Raw genomic sequence first — 17288 nt, 5'->3', positions numbered from 1 at the left:
GTCAGGAATATTCGGAAGCATGCCGAGAGACCTTTCAATCTGATGAAAAACAGGGGCTATGGGGCAGGGAAACTCAATAATGTTCCTCCCACGAAAAAAAGCCCAAAACAAACCCTGGTTCCTCCGGTCAGAAAATGCCGCGTCGGTCACGATAAAATTGTTCATCTCTCGGTTGCTTTGCAGCGTCACACACCCCCCTCATCTAACCAGTATGGCACCCATCTCTTGAAGCAACTTTTGGCTGTCTTCCATGATTTCCCCACCTGCCTTCTCTTCTTCCCTCTGAAACCATTCCAAGGATGTGTTACTTAGAGTTGACCTTCTGATAGAGTGGGGACATATTTCTCAGGAAGACAACCGCCTTTTTCAATACCTCAAGGAAGAGGTTAATCTCCGCCTCCGTACTATCCCGGCCGAAGCTTATCACGAGTGTACCCTGGGCATCGGCATATTCCCTCCCAATGGAAAGGAGTACGTGCGAGGCCCTCAGGGCTCCCGAAGCACAGGCCGATCTGGTGGAAACAGCGATATTGTCTTCATCCAGCATGAGGACAATGCTTTCCCCCTCGATGTACCTTACAGACACGGAAACGAGATTGGGCAGAGAGAGTTCCGGATGACCATTGATGATAATATCATCAATATCTTCCTTCAGTCCCTTTATCAATCTTTCCTTTAATTTTTTTGCATGTTTCACGCGTGATTCCATCTCTCGCCGGGCAATCTCGGCAGCTACACCCATCCCGATAATGCCGATCAGATTCTCCGTTCCTGCCCTCCTGTTATTTTCCTGGCCCCCTCCATCGAGCAATGGCGAAAGGTTTATGCCTTTACGGATATAGAGGCCACCCACACCTGCCGGCCCATGGAACTGATTGGCGGAAAAACTCAGTAAATCTACACCCAGCTCCTGGACATCAACCGGCACAACCCCCACCGAGGCTACTGCATCACAATGAAAGGGTATCTTCTTTTCCCTGGTAATACGTGCTATTTCCTTTATCGGCTGAATTGTGCCGACCTCGTTGTTGCTATGCATGATTGTTACCAGGATGGTTTCATCTGTAATCGCCCTTGCCACGTCATCAGGATTTACCATCCCGTATTCATCTACCGAGACTGAAGTTACCCTGTAGTTCATCTTTAACAATCTTCTCAGACTCTTTAAAACGGCATTATGTTCAATGTTGGAGGTGACTATATGTTTCCCCTTGTCTGTCCTGGCAAAGGCTACCCCCTTTATGGCATGGTTGATGGATTCGGTTCCGCAGGAAGTGAAAACTATCTCTTCAGGTAATGCGCAATTAATCAGCCTGGCTACCTTTTCCCGGGCCAGCTCCAGCGCCTCCGTTGCCTGGTCACCTAACCTGTGGGAGCTGGAAGGGTTGCCATAGTTTTCCTTGATGGCCTCAATCATGGCCTCCTGAATCTCCGGCAACATGGGGTTACCCGATATATAATCCAGGTTTACTATCTTCATCACGAATTCTCCTCAGTGAACTACTGTCTCTTTTATCTCACTGCCACAATGTGTACAGAACTCTAACTCAGCCTCCATGTCTGCATCGCAGTAGGGGCACTTGCATGTAGCCCCCTCGGTGTGCTCATGCTTGTCTTCACTCCTTTGCGGAGGCCTGGCTTTACCTGCCTTCCTATCCTCATAGTCTTTTATGGCAAGTTGAAGAGCATCTGCCCCCAGATTCGAGCAATGGAGCTTGTTTTTCGGGAGACCTTCCAGAGCCTCAGCCACCGATTTGTTGGTGATCTTTTTGGCCTCCTCCATTGTCTTTCCCCTGGCCATTTCTGTAAGCATACTGGAGACGGCAATGGCCGCCGCGCAACCAAAAGTTAAAAATTTGATATCATCAATACGACCATCTTTAACCTTAATGGAAATGGTCATCATATCGCCACAGATAGGATTACCGACTTCCCCTATCCCATCCGCATCCTCCATTCTCCCGACATTTCTCGGATTTTTAAAATGATCCATGACTATCTCTGAATACATATTTATACCTCCTTCTCTCCTTCGACCTTTCAACATCACCCCTACCTTATCTATCCCCTTTTTCCCGTAGGATACAACATTTATATTATTACTCATTACTGAAGCCTGTTCCTGTCACGAAGCTTTTCCCAGACTCTGAAAGGCTTTCTCGTCTCCTACACGCTATAAAGCGTAAGATCTATTACCTCTCACTTGGAAGGAACTCCCTCCCTACAAGTTCCCGGCTGATGATGATCTTCATTATATTCGCCGTTCCATCGGCCATCTCAAAACCAATGGCGTCTCGCAGGCGTTGCTCAACGGGATGCTCCTCGCTGTAACCCACATGCCCATGAATAAGCAGGGAATCATGAATGGCATTGACAGCTACCACGGGGCAGAACCATTTACACATCGCTGATTCTTTATTGTGTTCAAGGCCCTGATCAGCCAGCCAGAGGGTTCGATAGCATAGTAACCTCGCCGCTTCAATCCAGGTGGCATGCTCCGCAATTTTGAAAGAAACGCCTTCGAACTGCACTATCGGACGATCAAAAGCTTTGCGTATTTTTGCATACTCAATTGCCTCTGTAAGAGAAGTCTGCGCAAGTCCTAAAGCCGCTATTGACAGAAAGACCCGTAAAACTTCAAATTGCCCCATTATTAAGTAAAAACCTTTGCCTTCTTCGCCGATACGATACTCTAACGGTAGGCGCACATTGTCTAAGAATAACGTACCTCGACCTATCTGATTAAAACCCATGTCCGGAATTCGAGACCTGCTTACACCGGGAAGGTCAAGGGGAAGAACGAACATGCTAATCCCCTTAGCTCCAGCCTGAGGGTTAGTCTTGATCGGGGCCACGGCGACATGTGCATCCATACCACCGCTGACACCAGTTTTTTCGCCATTGATGATATAATGATCCCCATCTCTTACAGCCTTTGTCCTTATGGCAGCTACATCCGAACCACAATCAGCCTCGGTTATCGCAAAGCAACCGGAACACTCCCCCCGAGCCATAGCGGGAAGGTATCTCTGCTGCATCTCTTCTGAACAATAGCGGGTGAGAAGTATGGAAAACAGCCCGGGCAGTACCGGGAGCATGCCGAGACCAAAATCGGCCTTCGACATTTCTTCAACAGCGATACCAACAGTGACCCAATCCGCCTCGCCACCTCCAAATTTCTGGGGAACGGCCAATCCCACCAGTCCCTGGTCAGCAACTTTCTTTATCAATTCCAGCGGGCGGTCCGTCTTTTTTGCCCGCTCCTTTGCTCCTGGAGCAAGTTCCCGCCGGGCGAAACGTTGCACAGTTTCCCGAAACATCTCCTGTTCCTCCGTAAAACCAAAGCCAGCCATCATTTTCCTCCTTGTATAATAGTGTATTGTTCCAGACATAACACGACAGGCGAGACGCCTGTCCTGCTGATGTTAACTTAACAAAAATATTTATGGGATGGAACAGCCCTGTCCCCGCTGCCCCAATATGGCCCTACCCCTTTTGAGGGGAGGGAGAGTATAAAATGAAGGCACCTGGGTGTCAATAGTATAAATTAAGATCAGGTTGTAAGTTCTCAGGAAGAAATAGTATTTTTTTATTGCGTGATATTAAAATTAGTGATAAATTGCGAAAAATTATCTTATAAAATTGGTCGGTCGATGGTAACAAAAAATAAAAATATGTTGCCTCCTGAAAAACCGAATGAGGATTTAAAAGCCCGCCGGGAATCTATGGGGTTCACCTTAAATGATTTATTCCAGATCACCAAGATAAGCCCCGTCAATATTGAAGCTATTGAAAACGGAGATTTTCTTCTACTTCCTCCACCTATCTATACGAAGGCTTTTATCAAAACGTACGCACAGATCATAGGTATTGACAGTAAGAAGATCCTTGACCATTATGAAAGCTATCTTGAAGCATCGAAAAGCACTTATGAAAAAGAAGAGTTTCCAAAATCACCTCGAACCATCGGGACCCATTATAAGAAACTTTTTTTAATCCTATCTTTTATCATCGTGGCCGGTATTTTCATTTTTTGTATATCTTTATATTATAGAACAGGCGCAGATATTCCCCAATACCAAAGCGGTAAGGCTGTCCCCTATATACCCGAGGCAAAACCTGCCGAGGCAACCAATCCGCAAATGCAGGCCAAGGGTAAAGCTGCCGATCAAGCAAGCGCAGAGACATCTTATCATTTAAACATAGAAGCCACAGACTTAACCTGGTTAAGGATCAGGGAAGGACAAGGTTCGCCTTATGAAGTCTTATTGCAGCCAGGTGAAAAGATTGAACGTATTGCCCCATCCTTTACCATTGATGTTGGCAATGCAGGAGGCATCAACGTCGAGTTTGAGGGAACCCCCCTGGCAAGCTTAGGAGGGCCAGGCCAAGTTGTCCATTTGAGGTTGCCGTAGGCTCGGCAAAGCTGAACGCTTACTAATTTGAGGAGGTCATAAAAATATGTTCGGAAGTTTAGGTATGCCCGAGTTACTGGTTATCCTGGTGATCATTCTGATCATCTTCGGAGCGGGGAAACTGCCGGAGATCGGTGGCGCCATTGGCAAAGGCATCAAGAATTTTAAGAGAGCCACCCACGAACCGGACGAAACAAACGTCACACCAGAGGCCAGGAAAATCGAACCGAAATAATGCCGGAACCCCCCGTCGTATGTCTTACGTCGTACGTCTTCTGTCTGACTTATGACGTATGACTATTATTAAAAGGGGACATCGTCTTCAGGTAAGGGTTCCAAACTGGAAGGTGGAGAAAGAGAATCGTCTGTTGCTGTATCGGGGACCTTCGCCTGTCCTTTCGGTTCCAGCATTTGCATATTTGTGGCAATGATCTCCGTTGTAGAGCGTTTGTTGCCTTCCTTGTCTTCCCAGGACCGTGTCTGGATCCTCCCTTCAATGAAGACCATTCTCCCTTTGGAAAGGTAGTTGCTACATATCTCCGCCAGTTTTCTGAAGGTTACGATACGGTGCCATTCCGTCCGCTGCACCCTTTCACCATTCTTGTCTTTCCACTGTTCGTCCGTTGCCAGATTGAAATTGGTCACCATTGCCCCATCGGGGGTATATCTGACCACGGGATCAGCTCCCAGCCTGCCTATCAAGATCGCCTTGTTTACCATCTTCGTCCCCCTCCTTAAATTCCATGAATTTGAAGAAAAACATTACACAACTTCCATACTTTTAGCAATGTAATTATTGGTGGCACTTGATCAATTAATCTCAAATCATGCTTGACTAATCCAGAAAAAAAATATAGTCAAGTACGCTTATATTGCATCGGGACAAATGGTTTATGGAAGAGAGTGAGCTTCTGAGGAAGCGTATGGAAAAGATAGCATCCCTGAAGGCCGATGGCATCGAGCTGTATTCTAATGATGTGCAGTTCAGGGATACAACGGCATCCATCCTAAGCAGGTTTGCCAAGATGGACCATGATTCCCTTGCCAGGATCAATGAGAGATCTACCCTCGCGGGAAGGCTGATGGCCGTAAGAAACTTCGGTAAGGCGGCATTTATTGATCTCCAGGACAGAAAGGGCAGGATTCAGGGCTATATCAATAAGAACACCCTCGGTGAGAATGCCTTCTCTCTCTTTAAACGACTCGACATTGGAGATATCATTTTCATCGCGGGAAAGGTTTTCAAGACAAAGACCGGCGAATTAACGATAGAAGTGGATGAACTTCGCCTCTTATCAAAGGCCATCAGACCCCTGCCGGAGAAATGGCATGGCCTCACAGATGTCGAAACAAGATACCGGCAGAGACATCTCGACCTGATTGTCAACCCTAAGGTAAAAGAGGTATTTTACAGGCGGAGCTGTATCATTCAGCTCCTCCGCCAATTTATGGAGGAACGGGACTTTCTCGAGGTGGAAACTCCCATGATGCAGCCGAAGGCCGGCGGTGCAGTGGCGCGTCCCTTTAAAACCCACCATAATGCCCTCGGGATGGACTTTTACCTGAGGATAGCTCCGGAGTTGTACCTGAAACGTTTGATTACGGGAGGCCTGGAGAGGGTCTACGAAATAAACAGAAATTTCCGAAACGAAGGAATCTCTACCTTTCATAATCCCGAATTTACCATGATGGAGTTCTATCAGGCCTATGCAACCTACGAAGACCTAATGGTCATGACCGAGGAAATGCTTACCTTCATCGCCCGGGAAATCTTTGGTTCCCTGAATTTTCAATACCAGGGCACAGAGATTGATCTGACACCACCCTGGCCGCGTATATCCGTCAGGGAAGCGATTATCCGATACGGTAAGATCGCCCCTGACATCCTTGAAGACCCCCATAAAGCCGTTGCCTGTGCCAGGGAACTGGGATTACCCATCAGAGACGGCGAACCCCTGGGGAAGGTAATGATGGCTATATTCGATGAAACGGTGGAAGAAAAGCTCATTCAACCCCATTTCGTCACGCATTATCCCGTTGAGGTCTCACCCCTGGCGAAGAGAAGCGCTGAGGAACCTGCATTTACCGATCGCTTTGAACTCTTCATTTATGGAAAAGAAATCGCCAATGCCTTCTCTGAGTTGAACGATCCCGTGGACCAGCGGGAACGGTTTCTGATGCAGTTTAAGGAAAGAGAGGCTGGAGATGAAGAGGCCCACGAAATGGACGAGGACTATATCAAAGTCCTTGAATACGGAATGCCTCCCACAGCAGGGGAAGGAATCGGTATTGATAGGCTGGTCATGTTCTTTACGGACTGTCCCTCCATCAGGGATGTTATCCTCTTCCCCCATATGAGGATGAAAGAAGCGTAGCTACTCGGCCGGATTTTTACGTCATGTCTTTTGAATTTTTTATCAGTCTCCGATACTTGAGGGCCAGGCGGAAGCAGGTTTTTGTTTCCATCATCACCTTCATTTCCATGGTCGGGATTTTCCTTGGTGTCGCCGCACTGATCATCGTTCTTGCCGTGATGAACGGTTTTGAAACCGATCTCAGGGATAAGATTCTGGGAATCAATTCCCATATTGTCCTGATGGAATACAGCGGGAAGATGAGGAATTATCGAAAGATCATGAAAGATTGTGCCAGTGTGGATGGTGTCATTGCCACAACACCTTTCATATACAGCCAGGCAATGTTAAAGAACGGGGGAAATGTCAGCGGCGTGGTCCTGAAAGGAATGGCGACGGAGGAGGGCGCCCTTAAGGTCATCAATCTGGGAAAAATGAAGGAAGGAAGTATTGACTACCTTTCGGAAAAACATCGAGGCAAACTCAGACTTGAGGGGGACCTGGCCAATCTTCCCGGCATTGTCATCGGAAAAGAACTGGCAAAAAATTTAGGGCTATCCCTCTTTGATGTGGTCAACTTGTTATCCCCCATGGGGGTTCCTACCCCGCTGGGGATGGTACCACGCATGAAGAAGTTTCTCGTGGTTGGCGTGTTTGATTCCGGATTCTATGAATATGACTCCACATTGGCCTGTCTATTCCTCAAAGATTGCCAGGAATTCCTGAACATGGACGATACGGTTACCGGTATTGAGATCAGGGTCAACGACATCTATAGGGCCGATGTCATTGCAAAGGCAATAGAAAAGAAACTCGGATACCCTTACCTGGCCAGGAATTGGATGGAGATGAATAAAAATCTCTTCTCCGCGCTGAAGCTTGAAAAGCGGGTCATGTTTATCATCCTCAGTCTTATCGTTCTGGTTGCAGCCTTTAATATCATAAGTATCCTGATCATGGTGGTAATGGAAAAAAACAGGGATATCGCTATTCTAAAATCCATGGGAGCTACAGCAAAAAGTATCATGAAAATATTTATCCTCCAGGGACTGACAATCGGTACCATCGGCACTTTCCTGGGTTGTATCGGGGGACTCTCCGTTGCCTTGAATATAGAAAAGTTGTCTCGCTTCATCGAAAATTTATTCAAGTTCAAGATACTGCCGTCAGATGTTTATTACTTAAGCGAACTCCCCTCCCGGGTCAACTACGGCGATGTTTCCATTATTGTCATAGGGACAATACTGATATGTTTCCTGTCAACGATCTACCCCTCCTGGAGGGCCTCCAGACTGGACCCGGCTGAGGCTCTTAGATACGAATGAGTAAGCGGTAAACATAAAACAGCAGGAAAGCTAAAAACTCGCTCAAGGTGATGATAAAACTGAAAAACATCAGCAAAACCTTTTTCAAGGATGGCAATAAGATCGAGGTCTTAAAAGGATTGAATCTCGATATTGCCCGGGGGGAGTCCATAGCTATCTGGGGTGTTTCCGGCGCCGGGAAAAGTACCCTCCTCCATATCCTCGGGACCCTCGATCGTCCCACCTCCGGCACCCTGCTCTACGATAATGTGGATGTCTTTACCTGGCAGGAGAAAGAACTGGCAGTATTCCGAAACAGAAAAATCGGCTTTGTGTTTCAATTTCACAACCTTCTCCCGGAGTTCAACAGCCTGGAAAATACGATGATGCCTGCCTTGATCAACGGTTTATCAAAACGGAAGGCAAGGAAGAAGGCAGAAGGGATCTTGAATGAATTGGGCATGGGTGATAGGATGACCCATCGTCCTGGAGAACTCTCCGGAGGGGAACAACAGCGGGTCGCCATATCCAGGGCACTCATCATGGAACCGGAGATACTCTTAGCCGATGAACCCATAGGAAACCTTGACACGGAAACGGGAAAGAAGATAGAAGACATACTAATGGAACTCAACAGAACCCAAAATATTACTTTAGTCGTGGTAACCCACAATAAATCACTGGCAGACCTGATGTCTCGAAGCATTGGCCTGCGGGATGGAAAGATTGTTACCAGTGAATAAAAAAGTTTTTATCTCCAGGCATGTTCTGTTCTTACTGACTTTGTTTCTATTTTCCATCTCCCAGAAGGTCTTCGCAGAAGATGTCAAAAAAATCGCCCTCTTTCCCTTTGATATATACAGTAAGGCCAACGCCACCAATCTCAGGAAAGCAATTCATGCAGGGATCGCCGCGGAACTGCAGAAATTAAAATTCATTCAACTTATCGAATCGGAAATCATCTTAAAGACCATTGAGGGAAAACGCATCAACGAAAAACTGGCCATCACTGTAGGGAAAGATACAGGGGCAACATTTGTCATTATGGGGTCTCTCTCCGAGTTCGGAGAGATGATCAGCGTGGATGCAAGGATCATAGATATCAGGCAGGAAAAAGCCCTCTCCCCTATCTTTGTCCAGGGTAAGGGATTGGCTAACATCGGTCATATTGCAACACAACTGAAAACAGAGATTATGATCAGAATAGCGGCAGAGCAAAGGATAGCCCGTATCGAGTTCAAAGGTAACCGAAAGATCGAGGCCAGTGCCATAAGCCAGGTTCTGAAGAGTGCAAAGGGCAATTTCTTCTCGGAGGCCGATCTCTCTTCTGATATCAAGGCTATTTACAGGATGGGTTATTTTCAAGATGTGACCGCCGATGTTATCGCCACGCCGGAGGGAAAGGTCATCACCTTTATCCTGGAGGAAAAAGCCCTCATTACAGAGGTTAAAATCAAGGGGAATAAGGCCATCGGCAGGGAGGAAATAGAGGCCGTATTGACCACTAAGGCCAGGCAAAGCCTGAACCCGGAGAAGATCAAGGCCGACGCAGAAAAAATCAAGGCCCTCTATGACAATAAGGGGTATTACAATGCTGAGGTTCGCGATGTTATCGAAAGGGGAGATGACCGGGCGGTCCGTGTCATCTTCAATGTCACCGAAAACAAAAGGCTTTATATAAAAAGGATCACCATCGAGGGAAATCAGGCTTACACCGATAAAGAACTGAGAAAGATGATAAAGATCTCCGAGTGGAGTATCTTCCGTTTTCTTACTGATTCCGGTCTCCTTAAAAAGGAACAGCTAAAGCAAGATATCAACAAGCTGCAGGTCTTTTACCTCAACAATGGCTTTATCAACGTTCAGGTTGGAGAACCGGAGATCACCCACGACAAAAAATGGATCTATGTGAAGATACCTATCACGGAGGGTAAACGGTTCAGGGTCGGGAAGGTTGATATTACAGGCGATGAACCGAAATTGTCACGTGCTGAGCTTCTGAAAAACATGAAGATAAACAAGAGGGAATACTTTGACAGGGCTTCAATCATGAAAGATATCGAATACCTCGCACAGGTCTGTAACGATGAGGGTTATGCCTATGCCGATGTCACCCCCCGTACCATACCAGATGAGAAAGAGCAAACGGTGGATGTGATTTATCATATAACGAAAGGTAGTGAGGTCTCATTTAACAGGATAACCATCACCGGCAACACCAAGACAAGGGACAAAGTGATAAGAAGACAACTTGCCGTTGTGGAAGGGGATTTGTACAGTAGTAGCAAGTTAAAGAGAAGTTATATGGCGCTCAACCGCCTCAGATACTTTGAAGAGGTTAACTTTCAAACAGAAAAGGGACCGGACGAGACCCTGACAGACGTCAATATACATGTCAAGGAGAAACCAACAGGGTTTTTCAGCGTCGGCGCCGGATACAGCGCCGTAGACCAGGCTGTCATCACCGGTCAGATCTCCCAGCAAAATCTTTTCGGCAGGGGTCAGAGTTTAAGCCTCAAGGCCCACCTGGGTTCAAGGGTGACCAGTTATGATGTCTCTTTTATAGAGCCGTGGCTCTTTGATATCCCGCTGTGGAGTAAATTCGATCTCTGGAATTTAACCAGGGAATATGATTCCTACGATCTCGACTCCAGCGGTTTTGGGATCACCTTTGGTTACCCTCTCTGGGAATACGTTACCGGTTATATAGGCTACAGACTGTCAACTAACACCATTTCAAACCTTGATCCCTGGATATCCTTCCTTATCCAGGCACAGGAAGGCTCGAGGACCACAAGCAGCATAACCATGACCCTGCTAAGGGATACAACAGATGACTACATCTTTCCTTCAAGAGGTTCTAAAAATAGCATTTCTCTGGAACACGCCGGCACCATCCTTCAGGGGGATACGAGTTTCACAAAATATGGGGTAAACTCTACATGGTTCTTCCCCCTTTTCCGCGAGGTGGTATTTGGCATCCGGGGTCGGGGAGGATATGTACAGGGACATGAAGGAAAGGATATCCCTGTCTACGAGCGCTTCTATCTGGGGGGGATTAACTCCTTGAGAGGCTTGAGAGAAGTGGGACCGAAAGACCCTTGGACAGGCGATGTCATCGGTGGCACAACCATGTTTAATGTAAATGCAGAATTCCTCTTCCCTCTGATCAAGAGCGCCGGGATGAAAGGGGTTGTATTTTTCGATACGGGCAATGCCTGGGAAAGCGGTTACCATTTAGGTGACTTGAGAAAGACCGCCGGTGCCGGTATCCGCTGGTATTCACCTATTGGTCCCTTGAGGCTCGAATGGGGTTATGTCCTCGACAGAAAGGATAAGGAGCCACCAAGCCGGTGGGAATTCACTATAGGAATGTTTATGTAGAACAGGGGTCAGGGATCAGAGACAACTTCTGAGTACTGATAGCTGATAGCTGATAACTAACAGGAGGGGAGGTTTTTATGAAAAGATATGGTTTAGCGATTTCAGGTATATTGATGGTCCTGGTATCTGTCCTGGTCTTGCCCGGTTTCCATGCTATGGCGGGTGAAAAAATAGGATTTGTTGACATAAGAGAGGTGATGCTTAATTCAGATGCTGGAAAGAAGGCAGCGGAGGAGTTTAAAAAGCTCTTGGAAAAGGACAGAATCCTTATCCAGGAAAGAGAAACAGAGTTGAAGAAACTCAAGGACGAGGTTGAAAAACAGAGTTCAATCCTCACTGAGACCGCCAGGAAAGAAAAAGAAGCGGCCTACCAGAAAAAGTTTAGGGACTATCAACTTCTGGTCAAGGATATCAACGAAGACCTCCAGGCAAAAGATCGGGAACTTGCCAATAAAATGGTTCCTGAAATACTCAAGTTATTGGCCGCTATCGGAGAGAAGGAAAAGTACACTTTGATCCTTGACATAGGCACCATACAGGTCCCCTACTTCGCCAAGGAAAACGACATAACAAAACAGGTTATCGAAGAATTCAACAAAACCCATAAACCACAAAAGTAGGGGCACGGTGCACCGTACCCCTACACAGGGCAATTCTGAATTCTGACTTCTGAATACCTGAGGAGGGGAAATTTACCGGTGAGAAAGACGCTAAACGAGATGGCGGAACTTTTAAACGGGAAAGTTGTGGGTAACGGTTTTGTCGTCATTGAGCGTATCCAGGGGATTGATGAAGCCGGAGAGGGGGATCTGACGTTTATCGCAAATCCCCAATATCGCAAAAAACTCGAAACAACCAATGCCTCTGCCATCCTGGTCTCACCGGGGACAGAAAGTACAGGCAAGAACCTCCTCATCGTTCCCGACCCGTATGCCGCCCTCGGCCAGGCCTTAGCCCTCTTCTATCCCGAGGAGACTGAACCTGCCGGGGTCAGCAAAAACGCTTTTATTGAAGGAGGAGCCGTTGTCTCCAAGGAGGCCACGATCTACCCGGGTGTCTATGTAGGGGCAGGAGCGAGGATTGAACGGGGAGTCGTCCTCTACCCCAGTGTCTTCGTGGGCCGTGATGCTGTCATTGACGAGGACTCCGTTCTCTATTCAAACGTTACGGTTTATCGGAGATGTGTTATTGGAAAGCGGGTCATTCTCCATGCCGGTGTGGTCGTGGGGGCTGACGGGTTCGGTTTTGCCAGGCCGGGAGAGGAAAACCTGAAAATTCCTCAGGTGGGCATTGTTCAGATAGATGATGACGTCGAGGTGGGAGCCAACACCACGATAGATCGTGGAACACTCAGCAAGACATGGATCCAGAGGGGTGTAAAGATTGACAATCTGGTGCAGATTGGACATAATGTGGTTATCGGTGAAAATTCTGTAATTGTGGCCCAGGTTGGTATCGCAGGAAGCGCCAGACTTGGTAAAAGTTGCATCATCGGTGGTCAGGCAGGGCTGGGCGGTCATATCAGTATCGGAGATCATGTTGTGGTGGTAGGGCAGTCAGGGGTCCACGAAGATGTTCTCCCGGGGCAGGTTGTCTCCGGCACGCCACATGTACCTCACCGGACCTGGTTGAAGGCTCAAGCCTGTATTCCCCGGCTTCCGGAAATGCGGAAGACTATTATCTCACTCGCGGAGCGAATGGAAAAACTGGAGGAGAGGATAAAAGATAAATGAACATTCATCCCACGGCGATCGTATCTCCCCATGCCCACTTCGAAGAAGGGGTTGAAGTCGGTCCCTATACGATCATCGGCGCGGATGTCCATATCGGGAAAAACACCATCATCGGACCTCACGTGGTGGTGGAAGATCATACCGATATCGGAGAGGAATGCCGCATCTTCCAGTTCTCTTCCCTGGGCGGCGCTCCCCAGGACTTAAAATTCAAGGGAGAAAAAACACGTCTCATCATAGGAAACCACAATACGATCAGGGAATTTGTCACCATCAACCGGGCCACCTCTGCCGACATCGGGGTGACAATCATCGGGGATCATAACCTTTTGATGGCTTACTGCCACGTCGCCCATAACTGTAAATTGGGGAATCATATCGTCATGGCCAATGCCGCCACTCTCGCCGGCCATATCCATGTAGAAGACTTTGCCATCATCGGCGGCCTGACGGGTATCCATCAGTTCACCCGTATCGGCGCCCATTGTATTATCGGCGGCGCTTCCGCTGTTGCTAAAGACGTCCCCCCATATATCATGGCTGCCGGCAACCACGCAAAGCCCTATGGCCTCAACCTGATCGGTATGAAACGCAGAGGTTTCAAAGAAGAAACAATCAAGGCCTTGAAAGAGGCCTACCGGCTTATATTCCGTTCATCTCTTTTACTTACTGTAGCGATAGAAAGGGTCGAAAACGAGGTTGCGGACACGCCCGAGGTCCGCCATTTTATTGATTTCATACAAAAATCAGAAAGAGGAATCATAAGATAGGATAGAGAGACAAGGGGGAAGATTCAGGTATTAAGATGAGTAAGGTCAGAATTGGTGTGGTGGGAATCGGTCATCTGGGAAACTACCACCTGCAAAAGTACCAAAAATTACCGCATACCGAAATAGTTGCGGTGGCGGACACCGTGGAGGAGCGTGCCCGAAAGGCCGCCCTAGTTTACAACTGTGAGGCATATACTGATTACAGGAAACTTATCGGAACAGTAGATGCCGTCAGCATTACCGTTCCCACCGGGTACCATTACCTTATAGCAAAGGACTTTCTTGAGGCAGGGGCCGATGTCCTCTTGGAAAAACCGATCGCCACAACCCTCGGCCAAGCCGATGAACTGATAACAATTGCCGAGAAAAAAAAGACGATCTTCCAGATCGGATTTCTGGAACGGTTCAACCCGGCCGTGGTTGCCTTGAAAACGGTGCTGGGGGAGCCCCTCTTTATCGAGGCCCACCGCCTGCATCCTTTTTTCGAGCGGGGAACGGATGTGGATGTCATCCTCGACTTGATGATTCACGACCTCGACATCATCATGAATTTTGTAAAATCACCCATAAAGCATATAGATGCCGTGGGCGTTCCTGTTCTCTCGGATAAGGTGGATATTGCCAACGTCAGATTGGTCTTTTCAAGCGGATGTGTGGCCAATATCACCGCCAGCAGAATCAGTAACAAGGTCATGCAGAAGATACGTTTCTTCGGGCGGGAGGGGTATCACGCCGTGGACTACGGGAAGCGGGAACTGGTCTCCCTGGGCAGAAAAAACAGTGAGGGGGAACAGGTAAAGATCACCCCCAACCAGGTGGAGGTAAAACCCCTGGACCCCCTGGAAGAGGAAATCAGGTCTTTCCTGAAAGCGGTTACAGACAGGACGTCTCCCCCCGTCTCCGGAAGTGAGGGGAGGGTCTCCCTCGAGCTGGCCCTCCGTATCATCAAAGAGATACAGACCGCCGGGGAGCCGGTACTATGACCGTGATACCCATGGTAGATCTGCAAAGACAGTACAAAATCCTGAAAACCGAAATAGATACGGCAATCCTTGATGTCCTAAACGATGGCCGGTTTATCCTCGGGCCCAATGTCTCGGAACTGGAAAGGGAAGTCGCCGCCTACCACGGGGTTCCTTTCGCCATCGGAGTGGCCAGCGGGACAGATGCCCTGCTCCTCGCCCTTAGGGCGTGCGGCATAGGGGATGGAGATGAGGTCATCACCACCCCCTTTACCTTCATGGCCACGGCAGAGGTCATATCCCTGCTGCAAGCAAGGCCTGTCTTTGTGGATATCCGCCCTGATACATTTAATATTGATCCCGGAAAAATCGAGGAAAAGATCACCGGAAAAACGAAGGCCATCATCCCTGTACACCTTTTCGGCCACCCAGCGGATATGGAGCCCCTTGTCGCCCTCTGTCGGAAGTACCACCTCAAAATCATCGAGGACTGCGCCCAGGCGTTCGGCGCTTTATATCATGGGAAACCGGTGGGCGCTTTTGGTGACTGCGGCTGTTTCAGTTTCTTCCCCAGCAAGAATTTGGCCGCCTACGGCGACGGCGGAATGGTCATCGCCCAGGATGAAGAAACGGCACACAACCTCAAACTCCTCCGGAATCACGGTAGTGAGGTCAAATACTACCATAAAGCCCCCGGCTATAACAGCCGTCTCGACGAGATACAAGCCGCCGTGGTTCGGGTTAAGCTGAGGAGACTAACTGCCTTTAACGAAGCGCGCCGATCGAATGCGGAGAGATACAGGAAATCCATCAAAAGGGATGATGTTATCCTGCCCATGGAAAGAGAGGGATGCAGGCATGTATATCACCAGTTTACCATCCGCTCGAAAAAAAGGGACCTCATCATGAAAGCCCTGGCAGACAACGATATCTCTTCCGCCGTCTATTATCCCCTTCCCTTACACCGCCAGGAGGCCTTTGCCCGCTGGAAAACCGCTGACGAGAAGTTATTGAACAGTGAACAATGTGCGGCAGAAGTTCTTTCCCTTCCCATGTTTCCCGAACTGAGGGAAGAAGAAATCCTCCACATCAGCGACGTGATCAATCATGCATCCTGAAACAACCACCCGGAGAATCATGATTGTGGCGGGGGAGGCATCGGGGGATCTGCACGGCGCCAACCTGGTAAAGGCGATGTCCCGCATTGATCCTGCCCTTTGTTTTTACGGAATTGGAGGGAAAAGACTTAAGGAAGCGGGAGTCGAACTGATGGCTGACTCCGCCGAGATGGCCGTTGTCGGGCTGACCGAGGTCATTTTTAAACTGAGGTTCATTTTGAAGATAATGGGCCAAATAAAGGAATCCCTCAAGAAGACAAATCCCGATCTCGTCATCCTCGTTGACTATCCCGACTTTAACCTCTCCCTCGCAAAAGCGGCAAAAAAATATGGGCTCCGGGTATTTTACTATATCAGCCCTCAGGTATGGGCTTGGAGGAAGGGAAGGATCGGCAAGATCCGCAAAGTCGTGGATAAAATGGTCGTCATTCTTCCCTTTGAAGCCCGCCTCTACGAGGAAGCCAGTGTTGACGTGACATTTGTCGGTCATCCCCTCCTCGACGTGGTAAAGACAAAATATTCACGCGAGGAGACACGAAGGAAATTTAGCCTTCAGGAGGGAGAGACGACGGTAGGGATTCTCCCGGGAAGCAGGCCTTCCGAGGTGGTCAAACTCCTGCCCGAAATGCTCAAGGCAGCGGAGATTCTTCAGGAGAAACTCGCCTCCGTCCAATTTATCCTGCCCGTTGCCGACACGCTTGAAATGGGTTTTGTCTCCCGTATTACCCGGCGGTACCCGGTGGAAGTCAGGTTAATTCGTCATGATACCTACGAGGCCATCAGCAGTGCGGATATTGTCATGGTGGCTTCGGGAACGGCCACTCTTGAAACGGCGCTCCTGGGAACGCCGATGGTCATCGTCTACAAGGTCTCCGCCTTCACCTATTATATGGGAAAGATATTTGTCAGGGTGGACAACATCGGGCTTGTCAACATTATTGCGGGAAAAACCATCGTTCCAGAGTTGATCCAGGAAGAGGCATCTCCGGAACGCATAGCCGCCGAAATCATGGACATCCTCACGGACAGGACACGAATGAACAATATCAAAGAAGAGCTCTCGAAGATCAGGGAAAAATTGGGAAGTCCCGGCGCCGCCGAAAGGGCCGCCCGGCTGGCATACGAAATGATAGAGGAAAAGTAATTATTCAGGAACCAGAATTCAGAAGCCAGAATGAAAGTGAAAAGGAACCCTGCTAAGGATTTTCAATATCTGATTGGAAAAGTCGGTAAGTTGCTTCAGGCATA

The 17288-nt window shown here is 48.4% G+C and carries 16 protein-coding genes and 1 pseudogene; 13 read left to right on the top strand and 4 right to left on the bottom strand.

Features of this window, described 5'->3' with window-relative positions:
• The coding region (locus QMD03_05630; GenBank protein MDI6776710.1) for a hypothetical protein at positions 1–312 on the top strand (312 nt) is incomplete at its 5' end.
• On the opposite strand, the gene QMD03_05625 is transcribed toward QMD03_05630, so the two are convergent.
• The 3 genes and pseudogenes from QMD03_05625 to QMD03_05615 form a co-directional block, all read right to left on the bottom strand.
• On the bottom strand, positions 305–1480 hold the full coding sequence (locus tag QMD03_05625) for a cysteine desulfurase family protein (GenBank protein ID MDI6776709.1): 1176 nt from the start codon (positions 1478–1480) through the stop codon (positions 305–307). The two genes, QMD03_05630 and QMD03_05625, sit on opposite strands and share 8 nt — an antisense overlap.
• Before the next feature lie 159 nt (positions 1481–1639).
• Positions 1640–2011, bottom strand: a pseudogene (gene nifU, locus QMD03_05620) (Fe-S cluster assembly scaffold protein NifU).
• 181 nt (positions 2012–2192) lie between these two features.
• Positions 2193–3356: an acyl-CoA dehydrogenase family protein gene (locus tag QMD03_05615; GenBank protein MDI6776708.1), complete on the bottom strand. Its 1164-nt coding sequence runs from the start codon at positions 3354–3356 to the stop codon at positions 2193–2195.
• Positions 3357–3653: 297 nt separating this feature from the next.
• Between QMD03_05615 and QMD03_05610 the strand changes: the two genes are divergently transcribed.
• Together QMD03_05610 and QMD03_05605 are read left to right on the top strand one after the other, a co-directional pair.
• Positions 3654–4415: a DUF4115 domain-containing protein gene (locus QMD03_05610; protein ID MDI6776707.1), complete on the top strand. Its 762-nt coding sequence runs from the start codon at positions 3654–3656 to the stop codon at positions 4413–4415.
• 46 nt (positions 4416–4461) lie between these two features.
• Entirely contained in the window at positions 4462–4650 is a 189-nt protein-coding gene (locus QMD03_05605) for a twin-arginine translocase TatA/TatE family subunit (GenBank protein ID MDI6776706.1), read from the top strand.
• A gap of 68 nt (positions 4651–4718) precedes the next feature.
• Here the strand turns inward: QMD03_05605 and QMD03_05600 are convergent, their stop codons facing one another.
• The gene (locus QMD03_05600) at positions 4719–5135 is read right to left on the bottom strand and encodes a single-stranded DNA-binding protein (GenBank protein MDI6776705.1); all 417 of its coding nucleotides are present in this window, start codon (positions 5133–5135) and stop codon (positions 4719–4721) included.
• A gap of 173 nt (positions 5136–5308) precedes the next feature.
• On the opposite strand from QMD03_05600, the gene lysS reads away from it, so the two are divergent.
• The 10 genes from lysS (at position 5309) to lpxB (ending at position 17184) form a co-directional block, all read left to right on the top strand.
• Positions 5309–6790, top strand: a complete 1482-nt coding sequence (gene lysS, locus QMD03_05595) for a lysine--tRNA ligase (protein ID MDI6776704.1) — start codon at positions 5309–5311, stop codon at positions 6788–6790.
• Between the two features lie 23 nt (positions 6791–6813).
• Positions 6814–8094 (top strand): lipoprotein-releasing ABC transporter permease subunit, encoded by a 1281-nt coding sequence (locus QMD03_05590; GenBank protein ID MDI6776703.1) that lies wholly within the window; start codon positions 6814–6816, stop codon positions 8092–8094.
• 50 nt (positions 8095–8144) lie between these two features.
• The gene (locus QMD03_05585) at positions 8145–8816 is read left to right on the top strand and encodes an ABC transporter ATP-binding protein (protein MDI6776702.1); all 672 of its coding nucleotides are present in this window, start codon (positions 8145–8147) and stop codon (positions 8814–8816) included.
• Positions 8809–11457 (top strand): outer membrane protein assembly factor BamA, encoded by a 2649-nt coding sequence (gene bamA, locus QMD03_05580; protein MDI6776701.1) that lies wholly within the window; start codon positions 8809–8811, stop codon positions 11455–11457. Before QMD03_05585 ends, bamA begins: the two co-directional genes overlap by 8 nt.
• Positions 11458–11534: 77 nt before the next feature.
• Positions 11535–12077, top strand: a complete 543-nt coding sequence (locus tag QMD03_05575; GenBank protein ID MDI6776700.1) for an OmpH family outer membrane protein — start codon at positions 11535–11537, stop codon at positions 12075–12077.
• Between the two features lie 78 nt (positions 12078–12155).
• A complete protein-coding gene (gene lpxD / locus QMD03_05570) occupies positions 12156–13190 on the top strand; it encodes a UDP-3-O-(3-hydroxymyristoyl)glucosamine N-acyltransferase (protein MDI6776699.1) in 1035 nt (344 codons plus the stop codon).
• Positions 13187–13960, top strand: coding sequence for an acyl-ACP--UDP-N-acetylglucosamine O-acyltransferase (gene lpxA, locus QMD03_05565; protein MDI6776698.1), 774 nt, complete (start codon positions 13187–13189; stop codon positions 13958–13960). The genes lpxD and lpxA overlap by 4 nt, the downstream gene beginning before the upstream one ends.
• Before the next feature lie 35 nt (positions 13961–13995).
• Positions 13996–14943 (top strand): Gfo/Idh/MocA family oxidoreductase, encoded by a 948-nt coding sequence (locus tag QMD03_05560; GenBank protein MDI6776697.1) that lies wholly within the window; start codon positions 13996–13998, stop codon positions 14941–14943.
• Positions 14940–16040, top strand: a complete 1101-nt coding sequence (locus tag QMD03_05555; protein MDI6776696.1) for a DegT/DnrJ/EryC1/StrS family aminotransferase — start codon at positions 14940–14942, stop codon at positions 16038–16040. Before QMD03_05560 ends, QMD03_05555 begins: the two co-directional genes overlap by 4 nt.
• Positions 16030–17184 carry a lipid-A-disaccharide synthase gene (lpxB, locus tag QMD03_05550; protein MDI6776695.1) on the top strand — a complete coding sequence of 385 codons (1155 nt, stop codon included), beginning with the start codon at positions 16030–16032 and terminating at the stop codon, positions 17182–17184. The genes QMD03_05555 and lpxB overlap by 11 nt, the downstream gene beginning before the upstream one ends.
• Positions 17185–17288 lie beyond the last annotated feature (104 nt).

The organism is Syntrophales bacterium, from assembly GCA_030018935.1.
GTDB lineage: Bacteria > Desulfobacterota > Syntrophia > Syntrophales > CG2-30-49-12 > CG2-30-49-12.
The sequence above is the reverse complement of the archived record's forward strand: the minus strand, read 5'-3'. Positions and strand labels throughout refer to the sequence as shown.

Bases quoted from the DNA above. Each gene is read 5' to 3' on its own strand.
- QMD03_05625 (MDI6776709.1), bottom strand. From the start codon at position 1,480: ATGAAGATAGTAAACCTGGATTATATATCGGGTAACCCCATGTTGCCG.
- QMD03_05615 (MDI6776708.1), bottom strand. From the start codon at position 3,356: ATGATGGCTGGCTTTGGTTTTACGGAGGAACAGGAGATGTTTCGGGAA.
- QMD03_05610 (MDI6776707.1), top strand. From the start codon at position 3,654: ATGGTAACAAAAAATAAAAATATGTTGCCTCCTGAAAAACCGAATGAG.
- QMD03_05605 (MDI6776706.1), top strand. From the start codon at position 4,462: ATGTTCGGAAGTTTAGGTATGCCCGAGTTACTGGTTATCCTGGTGATC.
- QMD03_05600 (MDI6776705.1), bottom strand. From the start codon at position 5,135: ATGGTAAACAAGGCGATCTTGATAGGCAGGCTGGGAGCTGATCCCGTG.
- lysS (MDI6776704.1), top strand. From the start codon at position 5,309: ATGGAAGAGAGTGAGCTTCTGAGGAAGCGTATGGAAAAGATAGCATCC.
- QMD03_05590 (MDI6776703.1), top strand. From the start codon at position 6,814: ATGTCTTTTGAATTTTTTATCAGTCTCCGATACTTGAGGGCCAGGCGG.
- QMD03_05585 (MDI6776702.1), top strand. From the start codon at position 8,145: ATGATAAAACTGAAAAACATCAGCAAAACCTTTTTCAAGGATGGCAAT.
- QMD03_05575 (MDI6776700.1), top strand. From the start codon at position 11,535: ATGAAAAGATATGGTTTAGCGATTTCAGGTATATTGATGGTCCTGGTA.
- lpxA (MDI6776698.1), top strand. From the start codon at position 13,187: ATGAACATTCATCCCACGGCGATCGTATCTCCCCATGCCCACTTCGAA.
- QMD03_05560 (MDI6776697.1), top strand. From the start codon at position 13,996: ATGAGTAAGGTCAGAATTGGTGTGGTGGGAATCGGTCATCTGGGAAAC.
- QMD03_05555 (MDI6776696.1), top strand. From the start codon at position 14,940: ATGACCGTGATACCCATGGTAGATCTGCAAAGACAGTACAAAATCCTG.
- lpxB (MDI6776695.1), top strand. From the start codon at position 16,030: ATGCATCCTGAAACAACCACCCGGAGAATCATGATTGTGGCGGGGGAG.